Source organism: Streptomyces sp. 6-11-2 (assembly GCF_006540305.1).
In the GTDB taxonomy this organism is placed as follows: Bacteria; Actinomycetota; Actinomycetes; order Streptomycetales; family Streptomycetaceae; genus Streptomyces.
Window position 1 is genome coordinate 2,327,097 of the sequence record NZ_BJOR01000001.1, and the last position, 14,640, is coordinate 2,341,736.

Here is a 14,640-nt window from a genome sequence, read left to right on the forward strand (position 1 = left end):
ACAGGTGGTGCCGTTCGTCACGCGGGTCAGCACGGATGGTGCCGCTCGTCACGCGGGTCAGCACGGATGGTGCCGCTCGTCACGCGGGTCACTCGACGATGTGGCGCCCCTCCGGCCGCGCGCTGCACGACGCTCGGAAGGCGCAGTGCGCGCAGTGCTGCCCGGCCGTCGGCGTGAACCGCTCGTCGAGAACCTTCCCGGCTGCGGTCGCCAGCAGCTCGCCGGCCCACTCCCCCTCCAGCGGCTCCTGGGTCTGCACCTTGGGCAGGCCGTCGCCGCCGTCCCGTTTGGCCGCGCCCTGGCGCAGCTGGACCAGCTCGGCGCCGCCCGGCTCGGGACGTATCCCGTCGAAGACCCCGTCGACGGCGCCCTCGCGGACCGCGAGCTGGTAGACGGCGAGCTGCGGATGACGGGCCACCTCCGCCCCGGTGGGCGCCTGCTTGCCGGTCTTGAAGTCGACGACGTAGGCACGTCCCTCGCCGTCTGTCTCCACCCGGTCCATGGAGCCGCGGATGCGCACCTGGTAGCCGCCCGCTTCCAGGGTCACGTCGAAGTCGTGCTCGCCGGCCAGCGGGGTGCGGCCGGAGCGCTCCAGGACGTGCCAGTTCAGGAAACGCTCCAGCGCCACGCGCGCGTGCTCCTTCTCCTGCGCCGACTTCCACGGCGCGTCGAAGGCGAGCGCGTTCCACACCGTCTCCAGGCGTTCCATGAGAACCGCGAGGTCGGCGGGGCTGCGCCCGGAGGCGACCTCGTCGGCGAGGACGTGCACCACGTTGCCGAAGCCCTGGGCGGCGGTCGCGGGGGCGTCGGCCTTGACCTCGCGGCTGAGGAACCACTGGAGGGCGCAGGTGTTGGCGAGCTGGTCGAGGGCACTGCCGGACAGCGCCACGGGCTGGTCTCGGTCGCGCAGCGGCACCTTGCTCTCGGTCGGATCGGCCATGCCCCACCAGCGGTAGGGGTGGGCCGCCGGCACCAGCGGACGGCCCTCGTCGTCGGCGAGCGCGGCCAGCCGTGCCAGCCGGTGCGCGGCTGCCTGCCTGAGGGTGCCGGAGACGCGCGGGTCGACGGTCGTGGCACGCAGCTCGGCGACGAGTGCCGCCACCGCCAGCGGGCGGCGCGGGCGGGAGGTGACGTCCCTGGGTTCGACACCGAGTTCCGTGAGGAAGCGGGAGGGCTGGTCGCCGTCGTCCGCGGGGGCCTTCACCGCGGTCACCACGAGGCGTTCACGCGCGCGCGTGGCGGCCACGTAGAACAGCCGCCGCTCCTCCGCGAGCAGCGCGCCGGGGGTGAGCGGGGCGGCGAGTCCGTCGCGGCCGATGCGGTCGGCCTCCAGCAGGGAGCCGCGCCGCCGCAGGTCCGGCCACAGACCCTCCTGGACGCCGGCGACGACGACCAGGCGCCACTGCAGGCCCTTGGAGCGGTGCGCCGTCATCAGCCGCACGGCGTCGGGACGCACGGCGCGCCGGGTGAGTGTGTCGGCGGCGATGTCCTCGGCCTCGACCTCGGCGAGGAAGTTCAGGGCGCCCAGGCCGCCGGTGCGCTCCTCCGCGCGGGCGGCGGTCGCGAACAGCGCGCACACGGCGTCGAGGTCGCGGTCCGCGTTGCGGCCCGCCGCGCCGCCGCGCCGGGCCGCCCGCTCCAGGCGGGAGGGCCACGGTGTGCCGTCCCACAGGTCCCACAGCGCCTCCTCGGCGGTCCCTCCGCCCGCCAGTCGCTCCCGTGCCTTCCTGAGCAGCGCGCCCAGGCGCTGCGCGCCACGCGCGTACGTGGGGTCGTGAGCGACCAGGCGCTCGGGTTCCGCGAGCGCCCTCGCGAGCAGCTGGTCCGAGGGCGGGGGCACCGGGTTGCCTGCGGCGCGTTCCTCCTCGCGCAGGGCACGGCCCAGGCGGCGCAGGTCGGCGGCGTCCATGCCGGCCAGCGGCGAGGCGAGCAGGGTGAGCGCGGTCTCGGTGTCCAGCCAGCAGGAGTCCGCCTCCGGATCCGCCTCGGGCCGCCCGGAGGCCTGCGCCACGGCGGCCGACTCCCCGGTGACGGCGGTCTCCTCCCCGGTGAGGACGGCCTGTTCCAGGCTGCCGGCAGCCTGCTCCTCGGTACCTGCGGCCGACACCCTGGCACTGGCCGCCTGCGCCTCAGTGCTTGCGGCCGGCCCCTCGACGCCGCCCACTGCCACCTGCTCCTCGACGACCCCTTCCCCCGCTTCCCCCGCCTCCTCCGAGCGCCGCACCGTCTCCGCGGTCGCCACCGCCCGCAGCGCCGTCAGCAGAGACGCCACCGCCGGCTCGTGGCGCAGCGGCAGGTCGTCACCGTCGACGTCCAGGGACACTCCGGCTGCCGTCAGGGCGCGGCGCAGGCCCGGGAGGGAGCGGGCGCCGGCGCGCACCAGGACGGCCATCTCGCTCCACGGGACGCCGTCCTCCAGGTGCGCCCGGCGCAGGATGTCGGCGATGTTGTCCACCTCGGTGCCCGCCGTCGGATACGTGTGGACCTCGACGCGGCCGCCGTCGCGCACCGGGGTGAGCTCCCGGTGGGCGCGGACCTTGTCGGCGGGCAGGCGGGTGAGCGGCATCCGCCGGGTCAGCAGCCGGGTCGCGGCCAGCAGGGCGGCGCCCGAGCGCCGGGAGGTGCGCAGGACCCGCACGGGCGCGGGAGCGCCGTCCGCGCGCGGGAATGTCTGCGGGAACTGCAGGATGCCGTTCACGTCCGCGCCCCGGAACGCGTAGATCGACTGGTCGGGGTCGCCGAAGGCGAGCAGGGTGCGGCCGTCCCCGGCCAGCGCGCGCAGCAGCCGTACCTGGGCGGGATCGGTGTCCTGGTACTCGTCGACGTAGACCACGTCGTACCGCGCGGCGAGCCGTTCGGCGACCTCGGGGCGGCGGGCGAGGAGCACCGCGCGGTGGACCAGTTCGGCGTAGTCGAGGACGCCCCGCAGGTCGAGGACGTCGAGGTACTCGGCGAGGAAGGCGGCCGCGGCCTGCCAGTCGGGGCGGCCGATACGTCGGGCGAAGTCGGCCAGGGCCTCGGGGCCGAGGCCCAGCTCGCGGCTGCGGGCGAGGACCGCGCGGACCTCGTCGGCGAAGCCGCGGGTGGTCAGACAGGCGCGCAGCTCGTCCGGCCAGCGCACGTGCGCCAGGCCCAGCCGCTCCAGGTCGACCTGGCCGGCCAGCAGCGAGCGGACGGCCACGTCCTGCTCGGGTCCGGACAGCAGCCGCAGCGGCTCGACGAACAGTTCGCCGGCCTGGTGGGCGCGGACCAGGGCGTAGCAGAACGAGTGGAAGGTGGTCGCCTGCGGGACGTGGGCCGCGCCGGTGCGAAGTGCCATGCGGTCGCGCAGGTCGACGGCGGCCCTGCGACTGAAGGTCAGCACCAGGATCCGCTCGGGGTCCTGGCCGCGGGCGATCCGGGCGGCCACGGACTCGACCAGCGTGGTGGTCTTGCCGGTGCCCGGACCTGCGAGGACGAGCAGCGGACCGGTCCGGTGGTCAACCACGGAGCGCTGTGCGGCGTCCAGACGAGGGGGATCCGGTCTGGTCGGCGGGGTACGCACCAGTCGGTAGGCGCCACGGTCCCCCTGCCGCACCCGGGGGTGCGGCAGGCGCCTGGTGGAGGAAGAGGAGCTCACGTGGTTCGCCGGTCCTGGTGGGTGTGCTGGGCTCTGTCACGGCCGGCGCGAAGCGCCGTCGTCGCGGGGACGGACGGCCCGAGGGGTGGGACGGTGGCCGCTGGGGTGAGGGGGACACGCGGAGCCGACGCTACGCCGCCGCCGGGCGCGGAAGGAGGGCTTCGCCTTCTTCCCCTGCTTCTCCCGGTCCTCCCTCGGCACCGCCGTCACGTGTGTCCCTCGAACCACGAACGTACGGCATGCCACGAACGTGCCTCGTTTCCCCCGTACGGGCCATGGGCTCCCCACGACCCCCTCGAATGGCGGAAGCTGTCAGGTGTGACCCTGCGCACGTTCGCCGCCGTCCCACCGGGCCCGTCTCATGTCGAGGCGGGGCAGGTGGCCCTCGGCCGCCCTGCTCGCCTCCTTCAGGGGTGTGCCCTCCGAGCGGTAGTGGGCGAGAGCGCGCAGCTCGTGGCCGGGGAGCAGGACCCCGTCGGCGCGTACCACCCGCCACCACGGGACGGCGCCGCCGTAGAGGGCCATCACGCGGCCCACCTGGCGGGGGCCTCCCCGCTCCAGCCATTCGGCGACGTCGCCGTACGTCATGACGCACCCGGGCGGGATCATCTCGGCGACCTCCAGGACCCGCTCGGCGTACTCGGGCAGCGCGTCGGGGTGCTCGGGGCGGCCGTCGTCCGGAGGGCTCACTTCGCTCATCCGTCCCATCCTGCCCCACCCCACCGACAGCGGACCGCGCCGCGTCCGGGGCGTGGCCCTCGCTCCCGGGCGGTGCCTCGGGCAGACTGTGCGGCCCCGCATATGCACCCTGATGCCCCTGTGTGCCGGTGGGACGTGCCACCATCGTGCGGGCGGTGACCGGTGATACGAGACCAAGAAGAGACCATGAAGCAGCAGGGCGTGCATCCCGATGACGCGGAGGGCACCTCTGGAGTTTCCTCGCGCCCCGGCACCGGCGGCACGGACGCCCAGAGGGCGGGGGGCCCGGGCTCTCCGAAGACCGGCGGCACGGACGCTCCGAAGGCGGGCAGGAAGCCCGCGGAGGAGGACGTCGTGACGCACGCCGACGAACTCGAGGGCGACGAGCCGTTGCTCCCCGCGCGCGTGCACCGTCCCTCGGACCTGATGCGGCTGCTGGTGGGCGTGCTCGCCATCGTCGTACTGCTGGCGATCGCCGGGTTCGCACACGGCACCACCTCGGGCCTCGAACAGGACATCAACAAGGGCACCGGTCAGGCCCCCGACCTGCTCATCAAGATCGCCGGGCTGGCGTCCAGCATCGCGATCCTGCTGGTCCCGGTCGCCTTCGCGATCGAGCGGCTGATCAAACGGGACGGACTGCGGATCGCCGACGGCGTGCTCGCGGCCGTCCTCGCGCACGGGGTGACGCTCGCCACCGACCTGTGGGTCGCCAAGGGCGCCCCGCACTCGATCCAGGACGCGCTCACCCAGCCCTCCCCCGGCAACGTCCACGCGCTCACCGATCCGGTGCACGGCTACCTCGCCCCCGTCATCGCGTACATGACGGCGGTCGGCATGTCCCGCCGGCCACGCTGGCGCGCGGTGCTGTGGATCGTGCTGCTGCTCGACGCCTTCTCGATGCTGGTCACCGGGTACACCACGCCGTTCTCGATCATCCTGACGGTGCTGATCGGCTGGACCGTCGCCTACGGCACCCTGTACGCGGTCGGCTCACCGAACGTCCGCCCCACGGGACGGACCCTGGTGGCGGGCCTGCGGACCGTCGGCTTCCACCCGGTCAGCGCGGCCCGCGAGGAGGCGGCCGAGTCCGCGGACATCGGCGACCGCGGCCGGCGCTACTTCGTCACCCTGGAGGACGGACCACCACTGGACGTCACGGTCGTCGACCGCGAGCAGCAGGCACAGGGCTTCTTCTACCGCGTGTGGCGCAACCTCACGCTGCGTGGTTTCGCCACCCGCCGCAGCCTGCAGTCGCTGCGCCAGGCCCTGGAGCAGGAAGCCCTTCTCGCCTACGCGGCCATCGCGGCCGGCGCCAACGCGCCCAAGCTCATCGCGACCTCCGAGCTCGGCCCCGACGCCGTGATGCTCGTCTACGAGCACACCGGCGGGCGCACGCTCGACTCGCTGGCGGACGAGGAGATCACCGACGAGCTGCTGCACCACACCTGGCAGCAGGTGCGGGCGTTGCAGTCACGGCGCATCGCGCACCGCAGGCTGGCCGGTGACGCGATCCTGGTGGATCGTTCCCGCAAGGTGATCCTCACCGATCTGCGCGGCGGCGAGATCGCGGCCGGTGATCTGCTGCTGCGCATGGACATCGCCCAACTGCTGACGACGCTCGGCCTGCGGGTGGGCGCGGAGCGCTCCGTGGCCTCCGCGGTCGGCGTCCTGGGACCCGACGCGGTCGCCGACTGTCTGCCCATGCTCCAGCCCATCGCTCTGACGCGCTCCACGCGCGCGACGTTGCGCAGGCTGGCCCGGGAGCGGGCGCAGCGGGAACGCGAGGCGGTGCTCGAGGCGTCCCGGCAGGCCAAGCAGGCCCGCCTGGAGCAGGCCGCCCAGGACAGTGGTGACACCGGTCCGGCCGCCCTGGAAAAACCAGAAAAACCCGAGAAGCCGGAAAAAGCGGGGAAGCTGGAAAAGCCGGAGAGGCCCGACAAGAAGGACAAGAAGGCCGAGCGTGCCGAGGCACGGGCGGAGAAGCGGGCCATCGGCGAGGCACTGGAAGAAGCCCGCGAAGAGGATCTGCTCACCCAGATCCGCCACCAGGTGCTGCGGATCAGGCCGCAGGCGCCGGTCGAGCCGGCCCGGCTGGAGCGGGTCCGGCCCCGCACACTGATGAGTTTCATCGCGGGTGCCATCGGCGCCTACTACCTGCTGACCCAGCTCACGCACATCGAGTTCGGCACACTCTTCGCCCACGCCCAGTGGGGCTGGGTGATCGCGGCGGTGCTCTTCTCGGCGCTCAGCTATGTCGCCGCCGCCATGGCGCTGCTGGGCTTCGTACCGGAACGCGTCCCGTTCGTACGGACGGTGGCGGCGCAGGTCGCCGGCTCGTTCGTGAAGATCGTGGCACCGGCCGCGGTCGGCGGCGTGGCCCTGAACACGCGCTTCCTGCAACGCGCGGGCGTGCGCCCCGGTCTCGCGGTGGCCAGTGTCGGCGCCTCGCAGCTGTTCGGGCTCGGCTGCCACATCCTGATGCTGCTGTCCTTCGGTTATCTGACCGGCACCGAGAAGACGCCGTCCCTGTCACCGTCCCGGACGGTCATCGCGGGCCTGCTGACGGTCGCGGTGCTCGTACTGGTGGTCACCTCGGTGCCGTTCCTGCGGAAGTTCGTCGTCACGCGCGTGCGTTCGCTCTTCGCGGGTGTCGTGCCGCGCATGCTGGACGTACTCCAGCGACCGCAGAAGCTGGTCACCGGCATCGGCGGCATGCTGCTGCTGACGTTCTGCTTCGTGATGTGCCTGGACGCCTCGATCCGGGCCTTCGGCGACCAGTCGACCTCGCTCAGCATCGCCAGCGTCGCCGTCGTCTTCCTCGCCGGCAACGCGCTCGGCTCGGCCGCCCCGACCCCGGGCGGCGTGGGCGCGGTCGAGGCCACCCTCACCGTCGGCCTGATCGCGGTGGGCCTGCCGAAGGAAGTGGCCGCGCCCGCAGTGCTGATGTTCCGGCTGCTGACGCTGTGGCTGCCGGTCCTGCCCGGTTGGCTGGCCTTCAACCACCTGACCCGCAAAGGCGCCCTGTAGACACGGCGGTCGCGCGTACTCCGAACGGCCCGCGTCCCGCGCGGGAGGCCGCCGGCGGCGTGAGGATGGGGGCATGCACAAGCGCCACGGGCTGCGCGCCGCCGCCCTGACCACGACCACCGTCCTGCTGAGCGCCCTGACGGCGGGCTGCGGCGGGCTCTCCGTCGGCGGGGGTTCGACGGACCCGGGGCTGGACTGGAAGGACTGCCCGGCGCCGTCCGCGTCGGAGGGCGGCGGGGCGGCACCCTCGCCGCCGCCCAACGGTGGCAAGTGGCAGTGCGCCACCATGAAGGCGCCGCTGGACTGGAGCAAGCCCCAGGGCAAAACGATCGACGTCGCGCTGATCCGGGAGAAGGCGACCGGGCCCGGCAAGCGCATCGGCTCACTGCTCTTCAACTTCGGCGGCCCGGGCGGCTCCGGCGTCACCACGCTGCCCGCGATCGCCCAGGACTACACCAAGCTGCGCACCCGCTACGACCTGGTGAGCTTCGACCCGCGCGGGGTGGGGCGCAGCGCCGGTGTGAAATGCAAGACCGACGCACAGCTCGACCAGTACTTCCAGCAGGACGTGGTACCGCAAACCGCCGCCGAACGTGCCACGTTCGTGAACAACACCAAGCAGTTCAACGCCGCCTGCGAGAAGAACTCCGGGAAGATCCTGCCGCATGTGCGCACCACCGACGCCGCCCGCGACATGGACCTGATCCGCCAGGTACTCGGCGACTCCAAGCTGCACTACTTCGGGATCTCCTACGGCACCGAACTCGGCGGCGTGTACGCACATCTGTTCCCCAAGCACGTGGGGCGCGCGGTCTTCGACGCGGTAGTCGACCCCACCAAGACCCCCGAGCAGACCTCGCTCGGCCAGGCCAAGGGCTTCCAGCTCGCCCTCGACAACTTCGCGAAGGACTGCGCCTCGAAGGGCACCAAGTGCCCGATCGGCAGCAGCGTCCGGAACGTCGAGGACCGCATCGCCGCTCTGCTCAAAAAGCTCGACACCAATCCGCTCCCCGGCATCTTCCCGCGCCGGCTGACCCGGTCCGCCGCGACCAACGGCATCGCCCAGGCCCTGTACTCCAAGGAGCTCTGGGCCCCGCTCACCGAAGGGCTCCAGCGGGCCTACGCCGGCGACGGCCAGATCCTGATGCTGCTGTCCGACGCGATGAACGGCCGCAACACCAACGGCGAGTACAGCAACCTCGCCGCCGCGAACACCGCCATCAACTGCGCCGACCAGAAGCAGCGGTACACCCCCGCCTTCGTGGAGCAGAAACTGCCCGAGTTCCGGGTCGCCTCGCCCGTGTTCGGGGACTTCCTGGCCTGGGGCGTGCTCAGCTGCACCCAATGGGCAGTACCTGGTGCTGCCGCCCACGCCGACGTGAGCGCACCGGGTTCGGCGCCGATCCTCGTGGTGGGCAACACCGGCGACCCGGCGACTCCGTACGGGGGCGCCAAGAGGATGGCGAACGCGCTGGGCAAGGGTGTCGGGGTCGAACTCACCTGGCAGGGCCAGGGACACGGCGCGTACAACAGCAAGAACCCGTGCGTGCAGAACGCGGTGAACAGCTATCTGCTCGACGGAAAGGTGCCACCGGCCGGGACGGTCTGCGCTTAGCCGGGCGAAGGGCCGCGACCTCCCCACCTCACACGAAAAATAGCAGGTCAGAGGGTTATCCACAGGCTCCCACGGGAGTGATGGGATCCGCCTACCATGGCCTGAACACTCCCCTCGGCCGATCCGCGGGGAGCCTGTGAGGGGGGAAGCACATGGCGCGTCTGGCGCAGTGGGCGGCCGCGGTCGCCGCCACGGTGCTGCTGGCCGGATGCGGCGGCGATCCGGTCGGCCGAAGCGCGGACGACGGAAAGAACCGGTCCGCTCCCGCGCCGGCCGCACAGTCCGGCTCACCGTCCGCGCGGCTGCCTTCCTCACTCACCTCGCAGCAACTCGACTGGGGCCACTGCGAGGCCACGGCCGACTCGCCCGCGCCGGGCGACGAATGGCTGTGCGCGACGCTCAAGGCACCGCTGGACTGGTCCCGGCCGGACGGCGAGACCATCGGCCTCTCCCTCATCCGCGCCAGGGCCACCGCGGAGCGCACCGGTTCCCTGCTGTTCAACTTCGGCGGCCCCGGCGGCTCCGGCGTGGCCGCGCTGCCGTCGTACGCCTCCGAGGTCACCGCCCTGCGGCAGCGATACGACCTGGTGAGCTGGGATCCCCGCGGGGTCGGCGGCAGTTCGGGCGTGCGCTGCCGCAACGACCGGCGGATCCAGGCCGCCGAGGCGATCGACGTGACACCGGACACCGCGGCCGAGGAGCGGGCCTACTTCCAGGACGCGGCCGACTTCGGCCAGGGCTGCCGGAAGGCGGCCGGGAAGCTGCTCGCGCACGTCTCGACGACCGACACCGCCCGGGACATGGACCTGATCCGCCACGTCCTCGGCGACGCCGGAATGCACTACTTCGGCATGTCCTACGGCACCGAACTCGGCGGTGTGTACGCCCACTTGTTCCCGCAGCGCGTCGAGCGGGTGGTGCTGGACGCGGTGGTGGACCCGACAGCGGACTCCGTGGGCCACGCGCTGAACCAGGCGAGGGGCTTCCAGCGGGCGCTGGACGCCTACCTGAAGTCCACCGGCCAGGATCCCGAGCGCGGTTCGCGGAAGATCGCGGATCTGCTGCGGCGAATCGACGCCGAGCCGCTGCCCACGACCTCCTCCGGGCGGAAGCTGACGGAGGCCTCGGCGCTCACCGGCATCGCGCTGCCGCTCTACAGCAAGAGCGGCTGGCCGGCCCTGACGAGCGCCCTCGCCGCGGCGGAACAGGGCGACGGCTCGGGGCTGCTGTCCCTCGCCGACGCCTACAACGACCGTGACGACTCGGGCCACTACGGCACGACGACCCACGCCCAACGGGTCATATCGTGCCTGGACGCCAAGCGGCGGCCGACGCCGGAGGAGGCGAGGAAGCTGCTGCCCGAGTTCGAGCGGATCTCGCCGGTGTTCGGCGCCTTCATGGCCTTGGACACAGCCGGCTGGTGCCACGACTGGCCGGTGCCCGGTCAGTACGACACCCCTCGGGTCAGCGCGCCGGGGGCGGCGCCGATCCTGCTGATCGGCAACACCGGGGACCCGGCGACGCCCTACGAGGGCGCCCGGAGAATGGCGGACGCGCTCGGCAAGGGCGTCGGTGTGGAGCTCACCTGGAAGGGCGAGGGCCACGGGGCGTACGGCAGCGGAAGCGACTGCGTGGACTCGACGGTGAACGCGTATCTGCTGCACGGCACGGTGCCGAGGGACGGCAAGGTCTGTTCATGAGAGAGCCCGTCGCCAAGCCCAGCGGTTGAAGTCGTCGCGGTTGACCGGGCGACCGCGATCCCGATGGAGGAGCAGTGATGTTGTAACCGGCTCTCCGCCGACCGCCCGCCACGGCAGGGTCACAGCGGCCGGCGGATGATGACGCCGTACCGGTCCGCGACCCACGTTCCGCGGGAGGCCCGAAGATCGTGCGGAGCTACGTCGGTGAGGCCGGCCGCCGAGACAGCAGGGTCGAAGTACGCCGTGCACCACTGGTTGTAGCGCAGCGGCTTGCCCGCGGGCATGGTGAACAACAGCGCGCATTCACCGCCGGGCAGCTCTTCGAGGTAGGCCACGAGTCGCTTCGCCAGTGACGTGAGCCATGCTCGGTCTCCGATCTGCGATTGGTGCTGGTTTGCGCCACCGCGGACACCAGAGACTGTCAGGGACCAAGTGCAGCTGTGGCGCTACCGTGCCCGATCGGCCGGGGAATCGCGGGGAACGGCGGTGTCCGACGGGCAGTGCGCATGACGACGACCCCGACCGTAACGCCTGGTCAGGGGCCGTAAATCATTGTGGTGGGTGTGGGATTTGAACCCACGGTGACTCGCGCCGCGACGGTTTTCAAGACCATTCAGGCATTGGCTCGCCCATCACGGTTCCGCCAACTTCCGACGAGGAGTGGCACCGACATCAGGAGCAGGACACCTTCGACGGCCAGGCTGACCAGCCCGAGCGGTTCGGTCCAATTGCCGATGTCCTCGCTGTAGGCGGGCAGTCCCGGCCCCCTGGAGAGGACATAGCCCAGCAAGGGGCCGGCGGCGACCCCGGTTGCCAGCAGCCATCCCAGTTGGACGAGGCCGATGAGGAGCAACACGGCGGTGACCACGGCCGCGATCTCCAGGACGCGGTAAGCGACGCCGATGTAGTAGGGGTCCACTGTTGCCGTGATACCGCCTTGGTCAGTGACATGGATGGCGGCCACCGCGAGGGACAGCAGAGCTCCCGCCCCCCTGGCCACCCAGGTAGCCCCCGGCACCGCCGCGGTGTGGTGTGACATGCGGAGGCACCTCTTTCTTCCTTCGGCGGCGCACGGCTGCGGCGCCGCGATTCCGTCCACGCGCTTGGCTCCTGAAGAGACGGCGCGCTCCTGTGTCAGGCCCCAGCCTCAGCGGACGGCGGCTTGACGTCGCCCCCGGCGGTGCAGAGGAGTGACGCGGAAGAGGCGCCGCCGCGAGCGGCTCTCCTCCATCAGCGGCCCGGGTGCCCACGGCGTCGGGACTCCGCAAGGTTGGTTGGCAGAGCACCGTTGCCGCGCGAGGAGGGAGGACCACCTCGTGGAGGCCGACGCCGGGATCTTCGGCACGTGCGTCGACCCCAACGCCAGCGGGCTTTTTGTTCGCTTCACGCTGCGTGACGGGGACCGGGCAGGCCACCGGCCAAGCCAGCTCCGTCGCCCGCGCGGACCACTGCCCCGTGTGGCTGCGATCGCGGTTGTGGTCGGCCCGTCGTGAACCCGTTCGGCATACACCGCACGAAGCTTGAACGGCCGTGCACTCGTCCGCCGTTCGCTGACAGACGGGCCGTCCGAGTGAAACCCTCCAGCCGAGGTGAGCATGCCGAAAGTGTCCGTTAGATTCCCTTATAGCCCGACGATGATTCAGGCGACCGGCGCCATCGGTCACGCGTTCGGGGATGCGTGATCGCATTCGGAAGAGGTGACCTCGGCGCCACGATGACAGGCGCTGCTCTCGCCTGCGGCCTTTGATGAACGCAGCGCCAGCCCCTGCCGCAACCTCTCACGCCACGCGGCACGATCCCCACGAGCCAAGCGACGGTGGCGGCTTGCGACGCGGGTTATCCGCCGGCGACGTGACCACAAGGAGTGAACATGGGCATAAGGCCCAGCTTGGCCCGTGCGTTCGTGGTGATGGTCGCGTACGCATCAATCGCTGCTTGCGCGACGCCCGGGACGCAGGAATCTGTGAGGTCGAACGCCAGCCCCTCAGTACAGGGCACGCTGATCCAACCTCCAGCGCTGCCCGGGGCGCAGCCGATCTCGGGGAACGACCGGGTGTACACCGCCGACCAGGCCTCCAACACAGTGAGTGTCATCAATCCGGCGACGAACACGGTGCTGGGCACGATCGCTCTGGGCAAGCCGCGGTTGGACCCCAGCGCGGACGTACTGGGGGCCATGTACGACGGGCAGATCGACGTGCACGGCCTGGGCTTCTCCGGGGATGGGAAGTGGCTCAACGTGATCGATGTGACCACCAACGCCGTCCATGTCATTGACACCGCAACCAACAAAGTGGTGCGCACCGTGTACGTCGGCCGGGCGCCGCACGAGGGATTCTTCTCGTCGGACGGCACGCGGCTGTGGGTGGCGGTGCGCGGTCAGGACTACATCTCGGTGATCGACTGGCGGGCCGGCAAGGAGGTCGACCGGATCCACACCGAGGACGGGCCGTCGAAGGTGGTCTTCAGCCCCGACGGCAAGCTCGCCTACGTCAACCACCTGCGCGCCCCGAGGCTGGACGTGATCGATGTGGCCTCCCGCCGGATCATCAAGCGTGTGCAGATCCCCGCAGAGGCGGGCGGGTCCTCCGACGAGGCCATCTCACCCGACGGCCGGGAGATCTGGCTCGGTATGCCCACCAACGGCCGGACCACCGCTGTGCTCAATGCACGCACCTACCGTGTGGAGGCGGTGCTGAAGACGGGGCCGCGCACCAACCACCCCAACTTCGTCACGGTCGGCGGCGTCGACTACGCCTACCAGACCGTGGGCGGACTGAACCAGACCTTGGTGTACCGCCGATCGCACACCGGGGGGCCGCCCACGCTGGTGAAGACCATCCACAACAGCGGCCACGGTCCCCACGGCATCTGGCCGAGCCCCGACAACACCAGGGTCTACGTCGCCCTGCAGAACTCCGACGCGGTCGACGTCATCGATACGCACACGAACTCGGTGATCAAGACCCTTCCCATCGGCCAGTCACCCATGGCGCTGGTGTACGTGGCGCGCAGCACTCCGGCCACCAGCACAAACAATGTGGGCCGGCAAGGTCTGGGCATGCGCACGCAGAACCTCCCTCTGCGCGTCTCCGGTAGCTCCGGCCAGGGCACGGCCCTGATCCGGGCACTCCCCGGCATCGACGAAGTCACCATCGGAGCCACTGGGTTGCCAGCCAACCAGCAGTTCACCGCCTACGCCGGCGACGGCACCCGCACGACAGCGCTGATGTCCATGATGAGCAACCAGTTCGGCAACATCGACGAAGGCCTGTCCTATTCGTACTTCTTCGCCAACCACTACACCTCCATCATCCTCAAGCCCGGAACTCCACCGGGCGAGCACGAGCCAGGCCCGGCAATGCCCCAGGCATGACGAGCCAAGGGCACAGGGCGGCGCAGTCGGTGCGGTCGGCGCGTGATGGGTGACCTTCGCTGCGACCCGGGCGGCTTCCGCAGCGCCGACCGCCTGGCCGACGGCAGGCCGGTGCTGCTGTCGACGAGCAGGGAGCCGTACGACCTCACCACCGGCGCTCTCGTCGTCCTCCCCGAGGGAGAGCCGCACGCCGGGGCACTGTGTCGTGAACCGGATGGCCACGATCGGCATCACCGTCAGCCACGCCGTGGAGCAGCCCGAGCCCAGGCAGGCGACCACCGAGGAGGCGTCGCTCCTGGGCATCCACAAGGCCGCGCTCAGCAGGGGCGGCCTGAGGAGACGGCGGACATCGTGGTGCCCGCCGCTCACTGCGAGATCGTGTACGAGATCCCGATCAACCGCTAGCCCACACAGGCGGCATCGCGCAGCAAAACGGGCCCTGGCCGTTTCACCTGGTCAGGGCCCGTTCCCCTTTCAAGATCGCCCTGTCGACCGCGGCGCCCCAGTAGAACGCCGCCCACGGTGTGCGGGCAGGGAGCGCCGTGGCCCGGGGCGAATTAGCCCACGGCATCTGAGCTGGTCAGAGCCGTGGCCTTCTTCT

General features: G+C 71.4%; 7 protein-coding genes, 1 tRNA gene and 2 pseudogenes. 5 read left to right on the top strand and 5 right to left on the bottom strand.

Annotation, left to right across the window (positions count from 1 at the left end):
• Positions 1–88 precede the first annotated feature (88 nt).
• Together TNCT6_RS09720 and TNCT6_RS09725 are read right to left on the bottom strand one after the other, a co-directional pair.
• A complete protein-coding gene (locus TNCT6_RS09720; protein ID WP_141358608.1) occupies positions 89–3,619 on the bottom strand; it encodes an ATP-dependent DNA helicase in 3,531 nt (1,176 codons plus the stop codon).
• A gap of 312 nt (positions 3,620–3,931) precedes the next feature.
• Positions 3,932–4,318, bottom strand: a complete 387-nt coding sequence (locus tag TNCT6_RS09725; RefSeq protein ID WP_141358610.1) for an MGMT family protein — start codon at positions 4,316–4,318, stop codon at positions 3,932–3,934.
• A gap of 186 nt (positions 4,319–4,504) precedes the next feature.
• Here TNCT6_RS09725 and TNCT6_RS09730 point away from each other — a divergent pair, with 186 nt between their 5' ends.
• The 3 genes from TNCT6_RS09730 to TNCT6_RS09740 all read left to right on the top strand — a co-directional run bounded on the left by TNCT6_RS09730 (position 4,505) and on the right by TNCT6_RS09740 (position 10,663).
• Positions 4,505–7,348 carry a lysylphosphatidylglycerol synthase domain-containing protein gene (locus TNCT6_RS09730; protein WP_141358612.1) on the top strand — a complete coding sequence of 948 codons (2,844 nt, stop codon included), beginning with the start codon at positions 4,505–4,507 and terminating at the stop codon, positions 7,346–7,348.
• A gap of 73 nt (positions 7,349–7,421) precedes the next feature.
• Positions 7,422–8,963: an alpha/beta hydrolase gene (locus tag TNCT6_RS09735; RefSeq protein ID WP_141358614.1), complete on the top strand. Its 1,542-nt coding sequence runs from the start codon at positions 7,422–7,424 to the stop codon at positions 8,961–8,963.
• A 152-nt stretch (positions 8,964–9,115) separates the two neighbouring features.
• Positions 9,116–10,663 carry an alpha/beta hydrolase gene (locus TNCT6_RS09740; protein ID WP_141358616.1) on the top strand — a complete coding sequence of 516 codons (1,548 nt, stop codon included), beginning with the start codon at positions 9,116–9,118 and terminating at the stop codon, positions 10,661–10,663.
• 137 nt (positions 10,664–10,800) lie between these two features.
• Here the strand turns inward: TNCT6_RS09740 and TNCT6_RS09745 are convergent.
• The 3 genes and pseudogenes from TNCT6_RS09745 to TNCT6_RS09750 all read right to left on the bottom strand — a co-directional run.
• Positions 10,801–11,016 (bottom strand): annotated as a pseudogene (locus tag TNCT6_RS09745) (site-specific integrase); the annotation flags it as partial.
• Positions 11,017–11,218: 202 nt separating this feature from the next.
• A tRNA-OTHER gene (locus TNCT6_RS39810) sits at positions 11,219–11,315 on the bottom strand.
• Positions 11,277–11,702, bottom strand: a complete 426-nt coding sequence (locus tag TNCT6_RS09750; RefSeq protein ID WP_141358618.1) for a hypothetical protein — start codon at positions 11,700–11,702, stop codon at positions 11,277–11,279. Before TNCT6_RS09750 ends, TNCT6_RS39810 begins: the two co-directional genes overlap by 39 nt.
• 924 nt (positions 11,703–12,626) lie before the next feature.
• Between TNCT6_RS09750 and TNCT6_RS09755 the strand changes: the two genes are divergently transcribed.
• Positions 12,627–14,039, top strand: coding sequence for a YncE family protein (locus TNCT6_RS09755; RefSeq protein WP_172632850.1), 1,413 nt, complete (start codon positions 12,627–12,629; stop codon positions 14,037–14,039).
• 93 nt (positions 14,040–14,132) lie between these two features.
• Positions 14,133–14,444, top strand: a pseudogene (locus TNCT6_RS40775) (GntR family transcriptional regulator); the annotation flags it as partial.
• Positions 14,445–14,640: the final 196 nt, after the last annotated feature.